Here is a 20974-nt window from a genome sequence, read left to right as displayed (position 1 = left end):
AAAGGGGTCGGATGAGACCCCAATCTTTCGACCAGCCGACTTCCCTTGAAAGGGTTACTTCTTCTTCGGCTGTTCGAAGCCTATGAAGACGCGGGCCGTGCCGGAGATATTGCCGGGAACGGTTGCCACCTTGCTGTAGATGAACTGCGTCGGCTGGTTCACGTCGGCAAGCGTCACGGCATACTGCTCGACCTCGTTGAAGACTTCCTGACCGCCATCCACGACAGTGACGCGCACCGGCAGATTGATCGTGCCGGCCTTGCCCTGCGGGCCTGCGACGAGGCGCCCCTGCACAAGCGCGTTGATCGTCAACGATGTTTCGGTGCGAGCGCAGGAGCGCGTGGTGTCGGCGAGCGAGGCCTGGAAGATGACCTGTTCGGCGTCACCATCCTTGCCGCGCGCATAGGTGCGATAGGAGGCGGTGCCGTCACGCAACGAGATCTGCGGGCAGAAACCCTGGACGAAAGCCTGCCGATCCGCGGCTGCAGCCGCGTTGCCTGGCTCCGATGGCGAAAGGCCAAGACTACTGCCGATACCGCCGGCATTGCAGCCCGAGAGAACCATCATCAGCGAGACGGCGACAACACCGCGCGACACGTTTACAGACACGAGACTTCACCTTCCGCATGCTCGGCCCAAGGCCGAAAAACAGTCAAACTTGAGGCTTTTCAGCGCCCTCGCGGATGGTCTATACCAGCGGCCACGACAAAAATCGATTGGGTAGCCGGCAATTTGCTTCAATTTTCGATGGACCTTCGAGAGCCGGCAGGAGTCTCCACATCAGCGCGGGCATGCAGGACTGCCGGGCTTGCGAAATCCTGGCCGGTGCACTGGCGCAAACGGGCAAACCTCTTTATCCGAAACGCCATAGATTTGACGGCGGCTTCGGCTCCGAATTCTTGAACTTTAGGGATGAGCGACGTGGAATATGTTTCGACCCGCGGCGAGGCCCCCAGCCTCGGCTTTTGTGACGCACTTCTGGCGGGCCTTGCCCGTGACGGCGGACTTTATGTTCCCCGCGAATGGCCGCAAATGTCGAAAAAGGCGATCCGGTCCTTGCGCGGCAAGTCCTATGAAGACGTTGCCTTCGAGGTGCTTCTGCCCTTCACCAATGGCGAGATCGAGCCGGAGGTCTTCCGGGCGATGATCGACGAGGCTTACGCGACCTTCAAGCACCCGGCCGTGGCGCCGCTCGTGCAGACCGGTGCAAATTCCTTCGTGCTCGAACTCTTCCACGGCACGACGCTCGCCTTCAAGGACGTGGCGATGCAGCTCATCGCCCGGCTGATGGACCATGTTCTGGAAAAACGCGGCGAGCGGGCAACCATCGTCGGCGCGACCTCAGGTGACACGGGTGGGGCTGCGATCGACGCCTTTGCGGGTCGCGCGCGCACCGACATCTTCATACTCTTCCCGCATGGCAAGGTTTCGCCGGTGCAGCAGCGCCAGATGACCTCGTCGACGGACGAAAACGTGCATGCCATCGCCGTCGAAGGCAATTTCGACGACTGCCAGAACCTGGTGAAGGCGATGTTCAACGACGTACCGTTCCGGGATCGCGTCGGTCTTTCCGGTGTCAACTCGATCAACTGGGCCCGCATCATGGCACAGGTGGTTTACTACTTCACCTCTGCAGTCGCGCTTGGCGCCCCCGATCGCAAGGTGTCGTTCACCGTGCCGACCGGCAATTTCGGTGACATCTTTGCCGGTTACGTCGCCAGGAAAATGGGCCTGCCGATCGACAAGCTTGTCATCGCGACCAACGACAACGACATTCTGGCGCGCACGCTGAAGACCGGTCGCTACGAAATGAAGGGCGTCTCCGCGACCACGTCGCCATCGATGGACATCCAGATTTCGTCGAACTTCGAGCGGCTGCTGTTCGAGGCCTATGGCCGCGATGCCTCTGCCATCCGTTCGTCGATGGAGGGGCTAAAGCAGTCCGGCGCTTTCGAGATCAAGCCGGAAGCTCTCAAGTTCATCCGCAAGGATTTCCGCGCAGGACGCGCGACTGAGAAGGAAGTAGCGAAGACGATCCGCGCCGTTCTCGACGAGACCGGCTATCTTCTCGATCCGCATACGGCCGTCGGCGTGCATGTCGCGAAAAAATTCGAAAAGCCGCAAAGCCCCATGGTGGTTCTGGCGACGGCACACCCGGCCAAGTTCCCCGCCGCAGTAAAATCGGCCTCCGGTATTGACCCCGCGCTTCCGGCGTGGCTTGCTGATCTGATGGACAGGGAGGAGCGCTTCGAAGTCCTGCCCGCGGAACTGAAAGCCATCGAAGGCTTTATCAGTAAACAGGCGCGAGCAGTCAGGTAGGAAGCGCGGAAAGACGGACCATGAATGTTGAGTGCACCCGGCTTCCATCGGGTTTGACTGTCGTAACCGAGAACATGCCTCATCTGGAAAGCGTGGCGCTCGGCACCTGGATCAAGTCCGGCTCGCGTAACGAGACCGAAGCCGAGCACGGCATTGCGCATCTGCTCGAGCACATGGCCTTCAAGGGTACGAATACGCGCACGGCCCGGCAGATCGCCGAGCAGATCGAGAATGTCGGCGGCGAAGTGAACGCCGCCACCTCGACCGAGACCACCTCTTATTATGCCCGCGTGCTGAAGGACAACGTGCCGCTCGCGGTGGACATTCTCGCCGACATCCTGACCGACAGCGTCTTCGACGAAGAGGAACTGGAGCGCGAGAAGCACGTCATCCTGCAGGAAATCGGCGCAGCCGACGATACGCCAGACGACGTGGTCTTCGACCGTTTCTCCGAACAGGCCTATCGCGGCCAGACGATCGGCCGCAGCATTCTCGGCACCCCCGAGACGGTGCAGTCCTTCTCCAGCGACCAGATCCGCGCCTATCTGTCGCGCAACTACACGACCGACCGGATGTTCGTCGTGGCCGCCGGCAAGGTTGACCACGATGCCTTCGTCAAGCAGGTCGAGCAACGTTTCGCCTCGCTGCCGACAACGCCGTCTGCGACGCCGGTGATGGATGCCGCACACTATACCGGTGGAGAGTCCCGCGAAGAGCGCGACCTGATGGATACCCAGGTCCTGCTCGGTTTCGAGGGCAAGGCCTATCACATGCGCGACTTCTACTGCTCGCAGATCCTCGCCAACATTCTCGGTGGCGGCATGTCGTCACGCCTCTTCCAGGAAGTGCGGGAAATTCGTGGCCTGTGCTATTCGGTCTATGCCTTCCACTGGGGCTTTTCCGATACCGGCATCTTCGGCATTCATGCTGCGACCGGCGGCGAGAACCTGCCGGAACTGGTGCCCGTGATCATCGACGAACTGCGCAAGGCATCCGACCATATCGATCAGCAGGAAATCGAGCGCTCGCGGGCGCAGATCCGCGCCCAGCTTCTGATGGGCCAGGAAAGCCCGGCCGCGCGTGCCGGCCAGATCGCCCGGCAGATGATGCTCTATGGACGCACCATTCCGAACCAAGAAATGATGGAACGGCTTGCCGGCATCACCACCGAACGCCTGACCGACCTTGCCGGCCGCCTGTTCTTCGACACGGTTCCGACGCTGTCGGCTATCGGCCCGATGGACCACCTGGTTCCGCTCGACGATATCAAGGGCGCGCTGACCACACAGCCTGCCGGTATCCGCAAGGCCGTCGGCTAAAGGCCGCCGGCATAGACCGCGACCGGCGGGGACCCCGCCGGACATCGCTTGGGGATTGACGATGACGCGCTCGGTGTTTCGGTTTCTGTCCCGGCAGCCGGATATGCCGGAAATCACCAGCGAACGACATCTCCTTCGCCTGCCCCGCTTCCGCGATTTCGAGCAATGGCACCAGCTGCGCAAGGAAAGCCGCGCCTTTTTGCAGCCATGGGAGCCGAGCTGGCGCACGGACGAGCTGACCGAGCGCGCGTTTCGACAGCGCGTCCTGCGTAATGAACAGGAATTTCACTCCGGCATGGCCGTGCCCTTCTTTCTCTTTGATCGAGCCGAGAACACCTTGCTGGGCGGGCTTACCATCGGCCTCATCCGCCGCGGCGCGGCACAAAGCTGCATGATCGGCTACTGGATGGGAGAACGTCATGCGGGCCGAGGTCACATGTTTGCCGCACTTCAGCTGGCTATTCCCTACATCTTCGGGCCACTCGAGTTGCACCGTATCGAAGCAGCCTGTATTCCGGACAACGTCAACAGCCTGAGGCTACTCGAAAAAGCGGGATTTGAGCAGGAAGGTCTTTTGCGCGACTATCTGAAAATCAACGGGGAATGGCGCGACCATCTGCTGTTTTCCCGGATCGGCGGCCATAAGGCGCGGAACGGCAAGACGCCCTCATGACGATCACCACACCCCTTTCGCGCGTCGTGCCTCGCCTCGCCGCCCTGTGGCTTGCTGCGCTTGCGACAGCCTATCTGTGTCTTGCCGCAACGGCGGCATTCGCCGTCGAGCCGGTGAAGATCGCGCGCGATGACAACGCACTCGACCTGACGGCAACCACCGAGATCTACACGAACCAGGGCGAAGCGTTCCAGGTATCGACCGCCGCCGGTGCCGACGGCATTCGCCGACGCATCGAGGTGCGCTCGAGCTCGCCGGAGCACCAGGGCGACTGGGCGGTCTTCGCGCTCGCCAATGTCTCGGAAGAACAGCTGGAGCGCGTCATCGTCGCACCGCATTTCCGTCTTTCCGGCTCCAGAATGTTCTGGCCGGATCTCGGGTCGCAGCGGATCATGGCGATCACGCCGTCGGAAGGCTTTGCGCTCGACCGCGTGCCAAGCCCCGATGCCGACGTCTTCCGCATTACGCTCAATCCCGGCACCGTCATTACCTTTGTAGCCGAGCTCGCGACGCCGGAATTGCCGCAAATCTATCTCTGGGAGCCGGACGCCTACAAGGACACGGTCAACGCCTTCACGCTCTATCGCGGCATCGTGCTCGGGATTGCCGGCCTGCTGGCCGTCTTCCTCACCATCCTCTTCGTGGTCAAGGGAACGTCGATGCTGCCGGCGGCGGCCGCCCTTGCCTGGGCGGTTCTCGCCTATATCTGCGTCGACTTCGGCTTCCTCGAAAAGCTGATCTCGCTCACCTCCTCCGACATCAGAATATGGCGTGCGGGGGCGGAAGTGGCGCTTGCCTCATCGCTCGTGATCTTCCTGTTCACCTATCTCAATCTCAATCGCTGGCACGTGCATCTCGGCTACGCGACGCTTGCCTGGATGCTTGGCCTGACCGTTCTCTTCGGCGTGGCGATCTTCGACCCGTCGATTGCGGCCGGCATTGCGCGTGTTTCCTTTGCGCTGACGGGCGTGGTCGGCATCGGTCTGATCATCTATCTCGGCTTCAATCGCTATGACCGGGCCGTGCTTCTGGTGCCGACCTGGGCCCTGATCCTCGTCTGGCTCTTCGCCGGCTGGCTGACCGTGACCGGCCAGCTTGACAATGACATCATCCAGCCGGCGCTTGGCGGTGGTCTGGTTCTCATCGTTCTCCTGATCGGCTTCACCGTCATGCAGCACGCCTTTGCCGGCGGCGCCTATCAGCAGGGCCTGTTCTCCGATCTCGAACGCCAGTCGCTGGCGCTGACCGGTTCTGGCGACACCGTCTGGGACTGGGACGTGGCGCGCGACCGCGTGGTGACGAGCCCTGACGTCTCGATACGTCTCGGCCTGTCGCCCGGCACCATGCACGGCCCTGCCCGCAACTGGCTGCCGCGCCTGCATCCAGACGACCGCGATCGCTTCCGCGCGACGCTCGACGTGCTGCTGGAGCATCGCAAGGGCCGCCTCAGCCACGAATTCCGAATTCGCGCCGAAGATGGGCATTTCCACTGGCTGAAGATCCGCGCACGGCCGGTGCTCGGCTCGAATGGCGAAGTCATCCGCTGTGTCGGCACGATCATTGACGTCACCGAGCAGAAGAACTCGATCGACCGGCTGCTGGTCGATGCCATGCATGACAATCTGACGGGCCTGCCGAACCGCGAAGTCTTCCTCGACCGGCTGCAGGCGATCCTGTCGCTGGCTTCCACCTCCGACAGCGTGCGACCCACCGTTCTTGCCATCGACATCGACCGTTACAAGCAGGTCAATGACGTTCTTGGCATCGCGGCCGGCGACAATATCCTGATCGCGATCACGCGCCGCCTGCGCCGGCTCTTGAAGCCTCAGGATACGCTGGCGCGGCTTTCCGGCGACGAATTCGGCCTGATCCTGGTGTCGGAAAAGGATCCGGCCAAGATCGCCGACTTTGCCGATGCCGTTTCCAAGGCGATCATGGTGCCGCTCAACTTTGCCAATCGCGAGATCAGCCTGACGGCCTCGATCGGCCTTGTCTCCTGGGTCGACCAGCAGGAAAGTGCCGCGAGCCTGCTTGCCGATGCGGAGCTTGCCATGTACCGGGCGAAACGATCAGGCGGCAATCGCGTCGAGCCTTTCCGCCCGGCCTTCCGCACCGTCAGCACCGACCGGCTGCAGCTCGAAACGGATCTCCGCCGCGCCATCGAGCGCAAGGAGCTGTCGATGGCCTATCAGCCGATCGTCAATCTCTCCAATGGCGAGATCGCTGGTTTCGAGGCGCTGATGCGCTGGGATCATCCGAAGCGGGGCAATATCTCGCCGACGGAATTCATTCCGATCGCGGAAATGTCCGACCTGATCGAGCCGCTCGGTATGTTCGCGCTGGAGCGCGCCTCCAGCGACCTGATGGAGTGGGAACGCCAGACCGGCGAGCTTCCGGTCTTCGTCTCGGTGAACCTCTCCTCGGCCCAGCTGATTTCGAGCGAGATCTATAACGACATCCGCGCCATGCTGGTGAAGACACAGTGCGATCCGAAGCGGATCAAGCTGGAGCTGACCGAAAGCGTCGTGATGGAAAACCCGGAACAGGGGCGCCTGATGCTGGAAAAGCTGAAGGACACCGGCATCAGCCTGGCGCTCGACGATTTCGGTACCGGCTATTCCTCGCTTGCCTATCTCACCCGCTTCCCCTTCGACACGATCAAACTGGACAAGGCGCTGGTCTGCGACCAGTCGGACAAGAGGTCCGTCCTGCTGCGCTCCGTCGTCTCGATGGCGCGCGGGCTCGACATGCAGGTGGTGGCCGAGGGCATCCAGACCGACCAGGATGCAGCCGACCTTGCGATGATGGGTTGCGACTACGGCCAGAGCTATCTGTTCGGCCCGCCGCTGGGTTCGGAATCGGTGCTCAGGTTGCTCAAGGAACGGTTTCCGCTGATGAAGCGGGCGTGAGGCGGAAGGGCCTCACGTGCGTTGGAAGGCGACCTGGAGGCCCAGCCCGACGAGGATCGCGCCCCCTGCCCTTTGCAGATTCCGCTGCAGCGCCGAGACCCGCGATAGACGCGCTGTGATCGCGCCAGCCGCCAGGACGCAGACAATATCGGCGATGGTGAACATCGCATTGACGGCCGTGCCGAGGATCAGGAACTGCAGCCAGACTGGAAAGCCTGCCGTCGCATCGATGAAATGCGGCAGGAAGGCCAGGAAGAAGATCGCCGTCTTTGGATTGAGCACCTCGACCAGCATGCTTTCGAGGAAAGCACGGCCTGCTGATTTTGCGGGCGGCAGTGCGCTGCTCATGCCACCAGCCGCGCGGGCGGCACGGAACATGCGGACACCGAGATAGATCAGATAGGCAGCGCCTGCGAGCTTCACCGCCAGATAGAGCGTGGGGACTAGGTGGAAAAGGATGGACAGGCCTGCGGCGGCGGCCACCACATGCACATAACATCCAACATGAATGCCAAGCGTCGCCATCAGGCCCGCGCGGAGATCCGCAGCCAGCGTGCGGGCCGCGACATAGAGCATGGCCGGCCCTGGGATGAAGGCGAAGACGGCGGTGGTGACGAAGAAGGCGATGAGGATATCGATGGAGGGCATGGGATGGGTCTCGATTGGGCCAGACCCTATGGTCTGCTTCGGCCAGTGTGTTTCTTCGCCTCGCCCATTGCAAACGGATTAAAAACGCTACCCTTCAGCGCATCCGGCTGAATGGGTAATCCTGAGTTGAGATTCAGCAAGTAAGGTGTATCATTGGGATTAGATGCGGCTAACTCGTCTCAATTTGGGGGACCAGAGATGATTTTGCTATCGCTTAGTCAAGCAACGTCGGCAGCACTTGCAGCAAGTGAAATCCCTACCAACGCGCCTGCCAATGTTACGCCGTGGATGCTGGCGGTCATCGGCGGAATAGTGATCGCCCTTGCACTGGTTTTGGTCATACGAAACATGCCGGTTAGCACCGGGCATTCTATCTTCCTCGGTGCTGGCGTCGCCTTATTGGCGCTTCCACTCATTTCCAAATTCGAATGGTCAAACGACAAGTTTTCCTTCGAACTCAAGGCAGCTGCTCAGGATCTCACTAAGGAAGTCAGTCGCATTGCGGAGGAGAACAAAGCCATTCGGGGCGAACTCGTACAGCTCAGCAGTGCACTGCAGGCCGCAACGGCAAAGATTGACCTTAAAGCGGACGCCGCAACAACCGGGATCGGATCCAGCTCACCATCGGCTGATGTCGATTGGTCGAAGTACAGCTCACCCACCTTTTTTGAGGATTTGATGGTGCGCAACAAGACTGCAATACAGGGCAATGAACGCACCCTGGACAATTTGCAGTCCATTCAGAAGCAGTTGCAGCTTCCCCTACAATAGCAGCTCTGCGCCATGAAACGCCTCAAGCGTGCCCCGCCTCCATCGACAGCATCGCGGGATTGATGCCCATCAGCCCCAGGGCCCGGTCATATTTGTTATCCAGGCTGCGGTCGAAGATCAGGCTTTCGGTGGCCGCACAGTGCAGCCAGCCGTTCTGGGCGATCTCCTCTTCCAGCTGGCCCGGACCCCAGCCAGCATAGCCGAGCAGCATGGTGGCGTGGCGCGGACCGCGACCGTCCGAAATAGCGCGGACGATATCGAGGGTGGCGGTGAGCGAGATGTCGTCGCTGACGGGAATGGAGCTGTCTGAAAGATAGTCGTCGGAATGCAGCACGAAGCCACGGTTCTGCTCGACGGGGCCGCCGCACTGGATCGGAAAATGGCGGGCGTGATCGGGCAGCATGATTGCGTCGTTGCGGTCGATCAGCTCCAGGTGCAGGAGGAGATCCGCAAACGTCACCGATTGCGAGCGGTTGATGATGAAGCCCATGGCACCGGCATCGGAATGGGCGCAGATATAGACGACCGCGCGGGCAAAGTTGCCATCGGGCATGCCCGGCATGGCAATCAGCAGCTGTCCATCCAGGAAGCCGCGTTCTCTCAGATCGGTTTTCGACGACAATGCCATGCCCGCCTCCTTGGTTCGCCTTGTCGGCAATCGGCTTCACGCGTGGTTCAGATGCAGTCTCCCATTCAAGATGGGCCAGAAGCAGGTCCCGATCAACCCAAAATGATGAGCATGAAGCAAGCGTGACTGGCCAAGCCAACAACGATCTTCTAGAGCCGGAGACATGATCTCCAAAATGAACCCAGCGATGTCTTGTTCCACTCTCTCAGTCATTTCCCGCGGCAGCCGCGCATGGATGGTTGCGGCAGCCATCGGCCTGGTCTCGCTCTTCCCCGCCATGCCGTCACTTGCGGCGAGCAGCGACTGGGCCCTGAACGAAGGCGGGCGGATGCGCCTGATCCTGCTTCCCAAGGAGGCCGACGGGACGAGACATGGTGCGCTCGTAATCGAGCCCAAACAGGGCTGGATCACCTATTGGAAAGAGCCGGGCGATGTCGGCATTCCGCCCGCAATCACGCCGGCGCCGGGCGCCGCCTACACCGTCGAACGTGTCGGCTTTCCCGTGCCCAAGGTCCTGACCAATGGCGACATGACCGATGTCGGCTATGACCATCCTGTGACCTTGCCGATCACCCTCAAGAACGCGCCCGATGACACCGCCGTGACGCTGAGTGCCTTTGTCGGGGTCTGCCAGAACATCTGCATTCCCTTCCAGGCCGATCTCAGCGTGCCGCCGGACGAAGACGGGATCGCCAATTCTGTCGAAACAGCGCTTGTTCGCTCCGCCCAGGCCCAGGTGCCGCCCGGCCCCTCGCCCGAGTTTCACGTCGTCGACCACCAACTCGGCGCAGATCAAAGGGAGCTCGTCGTCCGGCTCAAGATGCCTGCTGACGCGGTCAGTCCGAAGGCTTTTGTGAGCGGGCCAAGCGGCCATGTCTTCACCCATTCCGTTGCCTCCCGAGGCGCCGATGGCGAGACGGTTCTGACATTGCCGATCGGCAAGTTGCCGAAGAAATACAAAATCGCCGGCAAGCAATGGGGCATTCTCGTGGTCAGCGGCGACAGGGCCATGGAAACCACGCTTGCCTTTGATTGACCCATTCCTATATTCGCCTCGATCGCCATTCGGAGGGGTTCTGGATGGAGCAACCAAGCGAGGACTATTTCATGACCATTGCCATTGGCGACAAGCTGCCCCAGGCCACCTTCAAGGAAAAGACCGCCGATGGTCCGGTGGAGATCACCACGGAACAGCTGTTTGCGGGCAAGAAGGTCGTCGTCTTCGCCGTACCGGGAGCCTTCACCCCAACCTGCACGCTGAACCACCTGCCGGGCTACCTGGAAAACCGTGATGCGCTGATGGCGCGCGGCGTCGACGACATCGCCGTCATCTCCGTCAATGACTGGCACGTGATGGGCGCTTGGGCGCAGCATTCGGGTGGCCAGGGCAAGATCCACTTCCTTGCCGACTGGGACGCTTCCTTTACCAAGGCGCTCGGCCTCGACATCGACCTGTCGGGCGGCGGGCTCGGCGTGCGCTCCAAGCGCTATTCGATGCTGGTCGAAGACGGCGTTCTGAAGAGCCTCAACATCGAGGAGAACCCGGGCCAGGCAACGGTCTCCTCGGCCGCGACGATGATCGAGCAGCTCAGCGCCTGAGCGTCTCTAGAAATTCTTTAGAACTGGAGAGGCTCGGGAAACCGGGCCTCTTCTCGTTTCCGGAAGCGTCAGTGCGCCAGATCGAAGACGAGGATGCCGGCCAGGCCGCCGTCGGTTGCGCCGACGATGCGTTCGCCGACTTCGACATGCTTCGGATGCTTCAGGTAATAGTCGCGGACCATCTCGTCCTCGAAGGTGACGATGAAGCCGTCATTGTAGCCGCTTGCCAGCCCTTCCGGCGAGACATTCGCCCCGGCCTTCACCTCCAGCATGCCCGGCACCACGTCCTTCAGATCGGTAATGGCCGCATAGATCGCCTGCTTCTCGGCCTCCTGGACGGCGGCCTTGAAGCGCAGGAACACGCAGTGCTGGATCATGGATGTCTCCCGTGATGGTGTTTTGACGGGAGCATAGGGGCAACGGGCGAAAGGGCAAGGGGATGAGGACGCGCCCTTCCCTTTCCCACTCAGCTCACTTCACCATCAGCGACTTCGGAAAGCCGCCCGACTTCTTGAAGGGCTCCATGCCCTTGCGCGCCAGTTCGTCGGCGCGTTCGTTTTCCGGGTGGCCGGCATGGCCCTTGACCCAGTGCCATTTCACCTTGTGGCGCTGGTTGGCGACGTCGAGCGCTTGCCAGAGTTCACCATTCTTCACCGGCTTCTTGTCGGCCGTCTTCCAGCCGTTCTTCTTCCAGCCGAAGATCCACTTGGAGATGCCGTCCATGACATATTTGCTGTCGGTGTAGAGGTCGACTTCACAGGCGTCTTTCAGCGCATTCAGTGCGGTGATCGTGGCGAGCAGTTCCATCCGGTTGTTGGTGGTATCCGCCTCGCCGCCGGAAAGCTCCTTTTCTACCTCGCCGTAGCGCAGCACCGCGCCCCAGCCTCCGGGGCCGGGATTTCCCGAGCAGGCGCCGTCTGTGTAGATCTCGACATGTTTCATGCAATCAGTCCGTATTCGGAGGCGTTGGTGACCGCGCGGTGGAAGCGCAGTTTCTTGAGGTATTCGAGCGGGTCCTTCTTGACCACCAAGGCGCCTGCCGGCGTCGTCAGCCAGTCATAGAGGCGGGTCAGGAAGAAGCGGAGAGCAGAACCGCGGCAGAGGATCGGCAGAGCCTCGATTTCGGCGGCCGAGAGCGGACGGACCGACTGGTAGCCCTCGATCATCGCCTTGCCCTTGGTGATGTTGTAGGCGCCGTCCTTTTCGAAGCACCAGGAATTCAGGCAGATCGAGAGGTCGTAGACCAGGAGATCGTTGCAGGCGAAATAGAAGTCGATCAGGCCCGACAGGGTGTCGCCGAGGAAGAAGACATTGTCCGGGAACAGGTCGGCATGGATGACGCCGGCCGGCAGGTCCTTCGGCCAATGGATGGAGAGGAAATCCAGCTCGGCGCCGATCTCGGCCTCCAGCCCCTCCTCCACCTCGTCGGCGCGTGCCTCGGACTTTGCCCAGAGCACCTGCCAGCCTTCGATCGACAGGGCATTGGGACGCGTAAGCTCGAAACCTTCGCCGGCGATGTGCATCCTAGCAAGGGCTGCTCCCACCTCGCGGCAATGCTGCGCCTCGGGCTTTCTCAGCCACATGCCTTCGAGGAAGGAGATAAGAGCGGCCGGGCGGCCCGAGAGTTCTCCGAGCAGCTCGCCGTCCTTGCGTGGCAAGGGCAGCGGACAATTGAGGCCGCACTCGGAGAGATGATGCATCAGGCCGAGGAAGAAAGGCAGGTCCGACTTTTCGACCCGCTTCTCGTAAAGCGTCAGGATCAGCGGGGACTTCGAGGTGTGCAGCAGGAAGTTGGAATTCTCCACGCCTTCGGCGATGCCCTTGTAGGAGAGCAGTTCGCCTGCATCATACTGCGCCAGAAAGGCCTTGAGGTCGACTTCGTTGATATCGGTATAGACTGCCACAGCGTGAGGTTCCGTGCCGCTTCGGGGATGACAGCAGTCCTATAACGGGCGCGGCGCCCATGCCAGCCTTGCTGCGACACGGGGCACAGGAAATGGGTGGCATTGAGGTCCGAGCTGCTTATGGCCGACCATACACGAGCAATGCGCGCAACTTGCCAATCGCCCCACCGAGCCTGGAATTTTACACTTCCCTAATGCTATCCCGTTAGCCTTTCCTGAAACAATGATCGGATGTGCCATTATGGATCTGCCGACCACTGCCAAGATGGCGCATGATTTTGCTGCAGCGATGAGCCATGCGCTCATCGTCGTTGATGGCAGTGGCGCAATGCGCTTTGCCAATCCCGCCTTCTGCGAGATGTTCGGGTATCAGCAGAACGAGGTTCTCGGCCAGCCGATCACGCTCATCATTCCCGAGCGCATGCGCGGGGCCCATACCGCCGGCATGGCCAATGTCGCGGCCGGAGCAAAGCCCGGTCTTGCGGGCAAGGCAGTAGAGGTCTGCGCCATCAAGCGGGATGGCAGCGAATTTCCGATTGAGATCACGCTTACGACCTGGAATGACGCAGGTGCGTTCTGGGCCGGTGCAACGATCCGCGACATTTCGGAGCGACGCGAGCGTGACGCCCGGCTGATGCGCCTTGCCTCGCACGATACCCTGACGGGCCTGCAGAACCGCCACGAGTTCATGACGGTTCTCGGCGACAAGCTCTCCGTGGGCAGCCCGTGCACCCTGCTCCTCCTCGACCTCGACGGTTTCAAGGAGGTCAATGATACGCATGGTCATATGGTCGGCGACAGCCTCCTGCAGGCGGTGGGTGTCCGGCTTCCCTATCTGTTGGGCGACAAAGCAGCCATCGGTCGTCTCGGTGGTGACGAATTTGCCGTGCTGTTGAAAGACAGCGGCGATCCGATGGCGGCCCAGAAGCAGGCCGCGTGCATTCTCGATGCCTTCCGCAAACCTTTCAGCCTTGGTGGTCTAGAGCTGGAGCTGGGCGCCAGCATCGGCATCGCGATCTCGCCGCTGCATGGCGGCGAAGCGGAGGAGCTTCTGGCTTCCGCCGACTTCGCGCTCTATCGGGCAAAGGCAGCCGGTGGGCGCGCCTACCGGTTCTTTGAAGCCTCGATGCGCAACGAGAGCCAGGCCAAACGCGATATGCGAGACCGCCTCCGGCGCGCGCTTCACTGTGGCGAACTCGAACTCTACTATCAGCCTCAGGTGGAGCTTGCGAGCCAGCGTGTCGTCGGCTTCGAGGCCCTCATTCGTTGGAATCATCCGGAGCGGGGCCTTCTGCTGCCTGGCGTTTTCCTGCCGTCGCTGGAACAGAGTGCGCTCGGTTCCGAGATTGGATGGTGGACGATCGACGAAGCCTGCCGCATGGCCGCAGAGCTCAATGGCAAACACGGGACCTATCGCATCGCCGTCAATCTCTTTGCCCAGCAGTTCCGCGCTCCTCATCTGTGCGACAGGGTGGCGGAAGCGCTGGAGCGCCATCGTGTCCGCCCTGAATGCCTCGAGCTGGAAGTGACAGAGGAGGTCGCGCTTAACGACGAAGATGCAAGCCTGCAGAAGCTGAAGGCCATTCGCGACATTGGTGTCGGCGTTGCATTTGACGATTTCGGGACCGGCTTTGCCTCGCTGAGCTCACTGCAGCGCTATCCCCTGACCACCCTGAAAATCGATCGGGGCTTCATCCGGGACATCCGCACCTGCCCGTCGGACGCTGCCATTACGCGTGCGCTGGTTGCGATGAGCTGTGAAATGGGATTGCGCACGGTGGCCGAGGGCATCGAGACGACCGAGCAGGAGGCCGTTCTACGGGAAATCGGCTGCCAGGAGGGACAGGGTTATCTCTATGGGCGACCGATGCCCGCGGGTGATGCGCTGAAATTCGTTCGCGAAACTGAGGCGCCGACACCGCGCTCGCGCGCGGTCCCGGGGAAATAAGCCAAGCCTATCACTGACTATCTACGTAAGGTTCGATCAGGCTGCGACGCGGTCGGCGATGACACGCCAGTTCACGATCTTGTCGAGAACGGCGCGGATATGCTCCTCCTTCCGGTTCTCGTAGTCGACATAATAGGCGTGTTCCCAGATATCGATACCGAGATAGCCCGGACGGCCGAGTGCGACGGGATTGTTGCCATCTTCATAGCCGATCAGAGCGAGCGCATCCTGATCATCGCGTGTCAGCCAGACCCAGCCGGTGCCGAACACCTCGTTTGAGACGGTCACGACGCGATCAACGAAACCCTCATAGCCGCCAAATGTATCGTCTATCGCAGCGGCGAGCTCGCCTTCCGGCCGTACGGGTCCACCCGGCACGAACTGATCCCAGTAGGCGACGTGGTTCCAGGCTTGGGCCGCGTTGTTGAAGATCTTGGCATCCTCCGCTGACGTCGCCGATGCGGTCATGATTTCGGAGAGTTCCATGTCGGCATACCGGGTGCCGGCGGCCAGTTCGTTCAGCTTGTCGAAATAGGCCTTGTGGTGTTTGCCGTAATGCAATGCCACTGTTTTGGACGAGATGGTCGGGGCGAGCGCGTCTTCTGCGAAGGGCAGACCCGGCTGTGTGAGGGGAAGTGCGGCTCGTGCGATATGCGGTGCGCCGACAAAGCTCAATGCAGCGGTGGCCGCAGTCGCGGTCAGAATCGTCCGTCTCGTCACATCCATGATCTCATTCTCCAGTTGCGATTGCCGGGGACGCTTCAATTGTCCCTGCATTCGCAAACCGGAGACGGCACGATCCGTTCCATCACGCGCGCGTGAGGCCGGAGGTCGTGTCAGATAACGGGGCTCAGCCGTTGACCCAGGCCATGTCCGCGCGGGTCAGCTCCACGTCCCGCAACTCGCGATTGACGAGGAAATGCTCGTTTTCTTCCGCCGTGATCGCCAGTTCGACCTTGGCGTCGAAGCGCTCGCGGAAGGCGTCGATGATCTCGTCGACGATGACCTCAGGCGCGGAGGCGCCGGCGGAGATGCCGAGTGTGCCGATTTCATCGACATCGTCCCAGTCGATTTCGGAGGCCCGCTGAACCAGCATCGAGCGCGTGGCCCCTGCCCTCAAGGCGACTTCGACGAGGCGCTTGGAATTCGACGAGTTGGGAGCACCTACGACGATGAAGAGGTCGCAGCCGGGTGCGGCCGCCTTCACCGCTTCCTGGCGGTTGGTGGTGGCGTAGCAGATACTGTCGGCCGAGGGGGCAGTCAGGTTCGGGAAGCGTTGCATCAGGCGGGCGATGACGCCGGCGGTGTCGTCCACGGAAAGCGTCGTCTGGGTGACGTAGCCGAGATTGTCAGGGTCCGCCGGCTGGTAGGCATCGGCATCTTCGACCGTCTCGACCAGGGAAACGGTGCCTTCCGGAAGCTGGCCCATGGTGCCGATGACTTCGGGATGGCCGGCATGGCCGATCAGGATCACGTGGCGGCCAAGGCGCTGGTGTCGCATGGCCTGCTTGTGGACCTTGGAAACCAGCGGACAGGTGGCATCGAGATAGAAGAGATTGCGGCTTGCCGCGTCTTCCGGGACGGATTTCGGCACGCCATGGGCGGAAAAGACCACGGGTTGCTGGCGGTGCTCGGCTGGGATCTCGTCGAGTTCCTCGACAAAGATCGCCCCCTTGGCCTCAAGCCCTTCCACGACATAACGGTTGTGGACGATTTCGTGGCGGACATAGACCGGCGCGCCATAACGTTTGAGGGCGAGCACGACGATCTGGATCGCGCGGTCGACACCGGCGCAAAAGCCGCGAGGGCCGCAGAGCCTGATCGTCAGAGGGGGGCGGTTCATGTGCATGTTCATCGGGTCAGCCGGCAATCAGGACAGCAATAATGGCGATGGCTGCGGGAAGCGCCTGGATGACGAAGATCTTCCGCGAGGCCGTTGCACCCCCATATAGGCCGGCGACCAGTACGCAGCCAAGGAAAAACAACTGAATTTGAAAACCAAGGGCGACATCGGGATGGAGCAGGCCCCAGATCAGGCCGGCCGCGAGAAAACCGTTGTAGAGGCCCTGGTTGGCGGCCATGAGCTTGGTCGCTTCGGCCTGTTCCGGTTTCATGCCGAAGGCGCGGCGGCCCGTCGGCGTGGTCCAGAGAAACATCTCGAGGACGAGAATGTAGATGTGTTCGAGCGCGACGAGCGCGACCAGTGTCGAAGCGAGATAGGACATGCATGTACCCCTAGGCGGCGATCGATCGGGACCGCGCGGCCTTGCGTGTTTAGCCGAAAAGCTCTCTTCGGACTATCGGGTTTTGCGCCTGAAAAGGCCAGCCACCGTGACAGCCACGAGGGCAACGGCCAGGCCATACCAGGTGATGGCATATTGCATGTGGTTGTTGGCGAGGTCGATCTGCGTCACGCCGCCTTTCGGCAGACCACCCGCGACCGGGGTCGAATCAGCATCGAGGAAGAACGGGAGCAAGCGATCGGCCGGCAGATCCACGGAGGCCGCCATACGGCTCAGATCCTTCCAGTAGAAGATGTTCGCCGCCTCGTCATTGTCGGGCACAAGCGAAGACGGCTTTTCCGTGAGTTCCGCGCGAGCAAGGCCGATGACCGTCTGCAGCCCTTCGATCTGCCCCTCGCCGCGGCTGGCGGGATCCTTGCGGTCATAGGGAACGAAGCCGCGGTTGACCAGAAGATAGCGGCCATCCTCCAGTTCAAGCGGTGTGTAGATGTAGAAGCCCGACTGTCCGCCGAAGGTCGCCAGGAAATGGCGCTCCTTGTCATGCAGATATCGTCCGGCGACCGTGGCGTGGCGATAGTCGATCGCCTCGCCCTCGGCCATCAGGCGCTCCAAAGCCGCGACATCCACGGGCGCGGCATTGCTGCGTTCCTGGATATCGGCGAGCAAACTTTCCTTCCAGTGCAGCCGATTGACCTGCCAGGTGCCGAGCGAAAGCAGGATGACGAGGGCCACCGGCACCAGAACCAGTGCGGCCCAGAAACGCCAGGTGCGCCGGCCCTCGTGGTCTGCCTCGTTCAGCCGGGAATCAGCCACGGTCGATCACTCCTTGCGAGGCGTTGTGCTTGTATTGCAGGGCGATCAGCAATGCCTTCAGGAAGCGCATGAGCCAGAGCGTCAGCGCCACGCCGAGCGGGACAAAAACGAGGATGTGCAGCCACATCGAGGGCTGATAGGTGAGTTCCACCCAGACCGCGAAGCCGACCACCAGGAGATCGGCGAGCAGGATGACGAAAATCGCCGGGCCATCACCTGCATCGATCCAGGAGAGATCGAGGCCGCAGGAGTTGCAGCGGGCCTTCGGCTTGGTGAAGCCGTCGAAGAGCTTGCCATTGCCGCAGCGTGGGCAGGATGCCGTCAGCGCCGCCTTAACCGGATCCACCGGCGGAAATTTCGCGTTGTCTTCGGTCATCAGAGCTCTCCTTGATACTGCCTTATGTCCCCGGCCAACCCTTAGAGCATGCAGTGGTTCCCGACGAGTGCCGGATCGTCGCACGGGCCGAAAACACGAAGGGCGGCTTTCGCCGCCCTTCTGGAACTTTCGTCACCCGGATCAGTGGGCGAGCGGTGCACCCCAGTCGCCCCAGATGTAGATGGCGAAGAAGAGGAACAGCCAGACAACGTCAACGAAGTGCCAGTACCAGGCAGCGGCTTCGAAGCCGAAATGCTGCTGCGGGGTGAAATGGCCGGCGAGCGCACGGAACAGGCAGACAATCAGGAAGATCGTACCGACCAGAACGTGGAAGCCGTGGAAACCCGTCGCCATGAAGAAGGTCGCGCCATAGATCGAGTTCTTGAAGTCGAAGGGCGAGACTGCGTATTCATAGGCCTGCACGAAGGAGAACAGGACGCCGAGCAGCACGGTCAAGAGAAGGCCGTAGACGAGGCCCTTGCGATCGTTGTGCAGCATTGCATGGTGCGCCCAGGTCACGCAGGTGCCCGAGAGCAGCAGGATGACTGTGTTGTAGAGCGGCAGGTGCCAGGGATCGACGACCTCAATGCCCACAGGCGGCCACTGGCCACCGGTGAACTCGACGCGGCTCGTCTGGATCGCTTCATTGGCGAAGAGGCTGGCATCGAAGAAGGCCCAGAACCAGGCAACGAAGAACATCACTTCGGAAGCGATGAACATGATCATGCCGTAACGCAGGTGCAGCGACACGACGCGGGTGTGATGACCTTCGTGGGCTTCCTTGATCGTATCTGCCCACCAGGCGAACATGGTGAAAAGCACGATCGCAAGGCCGATGTAGAAGAGCCACGGGTTGGCCCAATCCACACCGAACAGGTTCAGCGAACCGCCGTTGAGGTAGCGCATGTAGCCGACGCCACCGAAGGTGAGGACGAAGGCGCCGATCGAGGCCAGAAGCGGCCAGGGGCTCGGATCAATGATGTGGTAGTCGTGGTTCTTCTGGTGCGCTTCGGCCATTTCAGCAATCCCCGAATGTCAATTTCATTACGAGTTCCGGCGAACCGGAGCCCTCTCACAGTTTCGGCTGTTCCTTGTCCTCACCAACCGACAGTGCGGCCACCGGCTCCTGATCATTGCGCGGGTAGAAGGTGTAGGACAGCGTAATCGTTCCGATGCCCTTTGTCTCATCCGCCTCGACGATGGCGGGGTCGACAAAGAAGACGACCGGCATTTCCAGTGTTTCGCCCGGCTGCAACGTGGTCTTGGTGAAGCAGAAGCACTGGACCTTGTTGAAGTAGGCGCCGGCTTCGCCGGGCGTGACGTTGAAGACCGCCTCACCCGTAACCGGATGGGACGAATTGTTTGTCGCTGTATAGGTGATCTGAACGGTCTCGCCGATCTTCGGCGTCACCTTCTTGTCGACCGCCTTGAAATCCCAGTTCAGACCGGAAGACGCATTGGCGTCAAAGGTGACGTTGATCGTGCGGTCGAGCACGACATCGGATAGCTGCTCAACGCGCTGCGTCGTGCCGCCGTAGCCGGTCACCTGACAGAAGAGCTGATAGAGCGGAACGGCCGCATAGGCCATGCCCACCATTGCGCCGACGAACACCACGCAAGCGGTCGCGACGCTGGCATTGCGACGCTCCGTAGCCTTTTTGTCATCGTAGGATACAGTCACGGTGTGAAGCCTCGTTAACCCACGTTGCCGATCTTGATGATGGTCACGACGTAGAAGATGACCACCAAAGCTGCGAGAACCACGCCGAGCGCAATGTTGCGCCCGCGGCGGGACTTCTTCTGCTTGTCGTTCAGCTCGATAGTTTCCATCAGGCAGCACCTCCAAGGATTGCCGCAAAGGGAGCGACGTAGAGGTCGATCATCAGGGCCGAGAAGATCGCGAAGAGATAGAAGATCGAATAGGCGAACAGCTTTTTGGCCGGCACCATTTTCTCGTCGCCGTCGGCCATGCGCCAGACGGCGATGGAACAGTGAACAAAGACGGCGCCGAGAATGGCTGCGACAATGCCATAACCGATGGAAGACAGACCGGTGAAGGTCGGCAGCACGCCGGTCACGGCCGTCAGGACGGCATAAGCGGCGATCTGACGCTTGGTCGATGCGATGCCAGCCACGTTGGGCATCATCGGCACGCCGACATCGCCGTAGTCCTTCATCTTGAACAGCGCGAGCGCCCAGAAATGCGCCGGCGTCCAGAGGAAGATGATCATGAACAGGATGAAGCTGTCGAGCGAGACGCCACCCGTCACGCAGGCCCAGCCTACCATGGGCGGAAAGGCGCCGGCCGCACCGCCGATGACGATGTTCTGCGGGGTCGAGCGCTTCAGCCACATCGTATAGACGACGGCATAGAAGAAAATGGTGAAGGCGAGCAGGAAGGCGGCAAACCAGTTCACGGCAAGGCCGAGCACGCCGACCGAAAAGACCGATAGAACGAGGCCGAAAGCGAGCGCCTCTTCGGGCGTCACGCGACCTGATGGCACCGGACGGGTTGCCGTGCGGCTCATGATGGCGTCGATGTCGGCATCGTACCACATGTTCAGCGCGCCGGATGCGCCGGCGCCGACGGCGATGCAGAGGATCGCGATGAAACCAATGACCGGATTGATGGAGCCGGGGGCGAGCACGAGGCCGGCCAGTGCAGTGAAGACGACGAGCGACATGACCCGCGGCTTCAGGAGCGCGAAGAAATCGCGCGGGCCGGCTTCGGACAGGCGTACCTCGCCTTCGATGCCGAATACGTCGCGATTGTCGATGACCGTCATGCTTTCGAATTCCGTCTTTCGTTTGGCTTTGCGGGCGC

The 20974-nt window shown here is 61.3% G+C and carries 23 protein-coding genes; 8 read left to right on the top strand and 15 right to left on the bottom strand.

Features of this window, described 5'->3' with window-relative positions; all coding sequences use genetic code 11:
* Positions 1 to 54: 54 nt before the first annotated feature.
* The gene (locus ACQKP1_RS05180) at positions 55 to 609 is read right to left on the bottom strand and encodes a hypothetical protein (protein ID WP_203013548.1); all 555 of its coding nucleotides are present in this window, start codon (positions 607 to 609) and stop codon (positions 55 to 57) included.
* A gap of 303 nt (positions 610 to 912) precedes the next feature.
* Between ACQKP1_RS05180 and thrC the strand changes: the two genes are divergently transcribed.
* The 4 genes from thrC to ACQKP1_RS05160 all read left to right on the top strand — a co-directional run bounded on the left by thrC (position 913) and on the right by ACQKP1_RS05160 (position 7220).
* Positions 913 to 2319, top strand: a complete 1407-nt coding sequence (gene thrC / locus ACQKP1_RS05175; protein ID WP_427274454.1) for a threonine synthase — start codon at positions 913 to 915, stop codon at positions 2317 to 2319.
* 20 nt (positions 2320 to 2339) lie between these two features.
* Positions 2340 to 3638, top strand: coding sequence for a M16 family metallopeptidase (locus ACQKP1_RS05170; protein WP_427274453.1), 1299 nt, complete (start codon positions 2340 to 2342; stop codon positions 3636 to 3638).
* Positions 3639 to 3699: 61 nt separating this feature from the next.
* A complete protein-coding gene (locus ACQKP1_RS05165; RefSeq protein ID WP_427274452.1) occupies positions 3700 to 4311 on the top strand; it encodes a GNAT family N-acetyltransferase in 612 nt (203 codons plus the stop codon).
* On the top strand, positions 4308 to 7220 hold the full coding sequence (locus ACQKP1_RS05160; RefSeq protein ID WP_427274451.1) for an EAL domain-containing protein: 2913 nt from the start codon (positions 4308 to 4310) through the stop codon (positions 7218 to 7220). Before ACQKP1_RS05165 ends, ACQKP1_RS05160 begins: the two co-directional genes overlap by 4 nt.
* A 12-nt stretch (positions 7221 to 7232) precedes the next feature.
* Here ACQKP1_RS05160 and ACQKP1_RS05155 read toward each other — a convergent pair whose 3' ends face one another.
* Entirely contained in the window at positions 7233 to 7868 is a 636-nt protein-coding gene (locus ACQKP1_RS05155; RefSeq protein WP_427274450.1) for a LysE family translocator, read from the bottom strand.
* A 198-nt stretch (positions 7869 to 8066) separates the two neighbouring features.
* Between ACQKP1_RS05155 and ACQKP1_RS05150 the strand changes: the two genes are divergently transcribed.
* A complete protein-coding gene (locus ACQKP1_RS05150) occupies positions 8067 to 8639 on the top strand; it encodes a hypothetical protein (RefSeq protein WP_427274449.1) in 573 nt (190 codons plus the stop codon).
* Positions 8640 to 8661: 22 nt separating this feature from the next.
* Here the strand turns inward: ACQKP1_RS05150 and ACQKP1_RS05145 are convergent, their stop codons facing one another.
* A complete protein-coding gene (locus tag ACQKP1_RS05145; protein WP_076392871.1) occupies positions 8662 to 9267 on the bottom strand; it encodes a YqgE/AlgH family protein in 606 nt (201 codons plus the stop codon).
* Positions 9268 to 9454: 187 nt separating this feature from the next.
* Here ACQKP1_RS05145 and ACQKP1_RS05140 point away from each other — a divergent pair, with 187 nt between their 5' ends.
* Together ACQKP1_RS05140 and ACQKP1_RS05135 are read left to right on the top strand one after the other, a co-directional pair.
* A complete protein-coding gene (locus ACQKP1_RS05140) occupies positions 9455 to 10303 on the top strand; it encodes a protein-disulfide reductase DsbD domain-containing protein (protein ID WP_427274448.1) in 849 nt (282 codons plus the stop codon).
* A 71-nt stretch (positions 10304 to 10374) separates the two neighbouring features.
* Positions 10375 to 10866 carry a peroxiredoxin gene (locus tag ACQKP1_RS05135; protein WP_427274447.1) on the top strand — a complete coding sequence of 164 codons (492 nt, stop codon included), beginning with the start codon at positions 10375 to 10377 and terminating at the stop codon, positions 10864 to 10866.
* Positions 10867 to 10934: 68 nt separating this feature from the next.
* On the opposite strand, the gene ACQKP1_RS05130 is transcribed toward ACQKP1_RS05135, so the two are convergent.
* The 3 genes from ACQKP1_RS05130 to ACQKP1_RS05120 form a co-directional block, all read right to left on the bottom strand.
* Positions 10935 to 11243: a Dabb family protein gene (locus ACQKP1_RS05130; protein WP_427274446.1), complete on the bottom strand. Its 309-nt coding sequence runs from the start codon at positions 11241 to 11243 to the stop codon at positions 10935 to 10937.
* A gap of 94 nt (positions 11244 to 11337) precedes the next feature.
* Positions 11338 to 11808 carry a ribonuclease HI gene (rnhA, locus tag ACQKP1_RS05125; protein ID WP_203013531.1) on the bottom strand — a complete coding sequence of 157 codons (471 nt, stop codon included), beginning with the start codon at positions 11806 to 11808 and terminating at the stop codon, positions 11338 to 11340.
* Positions 11805 to 12770 carry a homoserine kinase gene (locus ACQKP1_RS05120; RefSeq protein ID WP_427274445.1) on the bottom strand — a complete coding sequence of 322 codons (966 nt, stop codon included), beginning with the start codon at positions 12768 to 12770 and terminating at the stop codon, positions 11805 to 11807. Before ACQKP1_RS05120 ends, rnhA begins: the two co-directional genes overlap by 4 nt.
* A gap of 241 nt (positions 12771 to 13011) precedes the next feature.
* On the opposite strand from ACQKP1_RS05120, the gene ACQKP1_RS05115 reads away from it, so the two are divergent.
* Positions 13012 to 14718 carry a putative bifunctional diguanylate cyclase/phosphodiesterase gene (locus ACQKP1_RS05115; protein WP_427274444.1) on the top strand — a complete coding sequence of 569 codons (1707 nt, stop codon included), beginning with the start codon at positions 13012 to 13014 and terminating at the stop codon, positions 14716 to 14718.
* A 36-nt stretch (positions 14719 to 14754) separates the two neighbouring features.
* Here the strand turns inward: ACQKP1_RS05115 and ACQKP1_RS05110 are convergent, their stop codons facing one another.
* From ACQKP1_RS05110 to ACQKP1_RS05070, 9 genes are all read right to left on the bottom strand, one after another.
* The gene (locus ACQKP1_RS05110) at positions 14755 to 15444 is read right to left on the bottom strand and encodes a superoxide dismutase (RefSeq protein ID WP_427274443.1); all 690 of its coding nucleotides are present in this window, start codon (positions 15442 to 15444) and stop codon (positions 14755 to 14757) included.
* Between the two features lie 124 nt (positions 15445 to 15568).
* A complete protein-coding gene (gene ispH, locus ACQKP1_RS05105; protein ID WP_427276403.1) occupies positions 15569 to 16567 on the bottom strand; it encodes a 4-hydroxy-3-methylbut-2-enyl diphosphate reductase in 999 nt (332 codons plus the stop codon).
* Between the two features lie 10 nt (positions 16568 to 16577).
* On the bottom strand, positions 16578 to 16943 hold the full coding sequence (locus tag ACQKP1_RS05100) for a DUF1304 domain-containing protein (protein ID WP_427274442.1): 366 nt from the start codon (positions 16941 to 16943) through the stop codon (positions 16578 to 16580).
* A gap of 72 nt (positions 16944 to 17015) precedes the next feature.
* Complete coding sequence (locus tag ACQKP1_RS05095) at positions 17016 to 17759, bottom strand: SURF1 family protein (RefSeq protein ID WP_427276402.1); 744 nt, start codon at positions 17757 to 17759, stop codon at positions 17016 to 17018.
* Positions 17760 to 17766: 7 nt separating this feature from the next.
* The gene (locus ACQKP1_RS05090) at positions 17767 to 18150 is read right to left on the bottom strand and encodes a DUF983 domain-containing protein (protein ID WP_427274441.1); all 384 of its coding nucleotides are present in this window, start codon (positions 18148 to 18150) and stop codon (positions 17767 to 17769) included.
* Positions 18151 to 18291: 141 nt separating this feature from the next.
* Positions 18292 to 19167 carry a cytochrome c oxidase subunit 3 gene (locus ACQKP1_RS05085; protein ID WP_054148948.1) on the bottom strand — a complete coding sequence of 292 codons (876 nt, stop codon included), beginning with the start codon at positions 19165 to 19167 and terminating at the stop codon, positions 18292 to 18294.
* Between the two features lie 55 nt (positions 19168 to 19222).
* Positions 19223 to 19831, bottom strand: coding sequence for a cytochrome c oxidase assembly protein (locus tag ACQKP1_RS05080; RefSeq protein WP_203013513.1), 609 nt, complete (start codon positions 19829 to 19831; stop codon positions 19223 to 19225).
* A 14-nt stretch (positions 19832 to 19845) separates the two neighbouring features.
* Complete coding sequence (locus ACQKP1_RS05075) at positions 19846 to 19980, bottom strand: hypothetical protein (protein WP_281435250.1); 135 nt, start codon at positions 19978 to 19980, stop codon at positions 19846 to 19848.
* Entirely contained in the window at positions 19980 to 20936 is a 957-nt protein-coding gene (locus ACQKP1_RS05070) for a heme o synthase (RefSeq protein WP_203013510.1), read from the bottom strand. Before ACQKP1_RS05070 ends, ACQKP1_RS05075 begins: the two co-directional genes overlap by 1 nt.
* Positions 20937 to 20974: the final 38 nt, after the last annotated feature.

This window comes from Allorhizobium sp. NPDC080224, from assembly GCF_050281005.1.
In the GTDB taxonomy this organism is placed as follows: domain Bacteria; phylum Pseudomonadota; class Alphaproteobacteria; order Rhizobiales; family Rhizobiaceae; genus Allorhizobium.
Note: the sequence above shows the minus strand (reverse complement) of the source record. Positions and strands in the feature narration are given on the sequence as shown.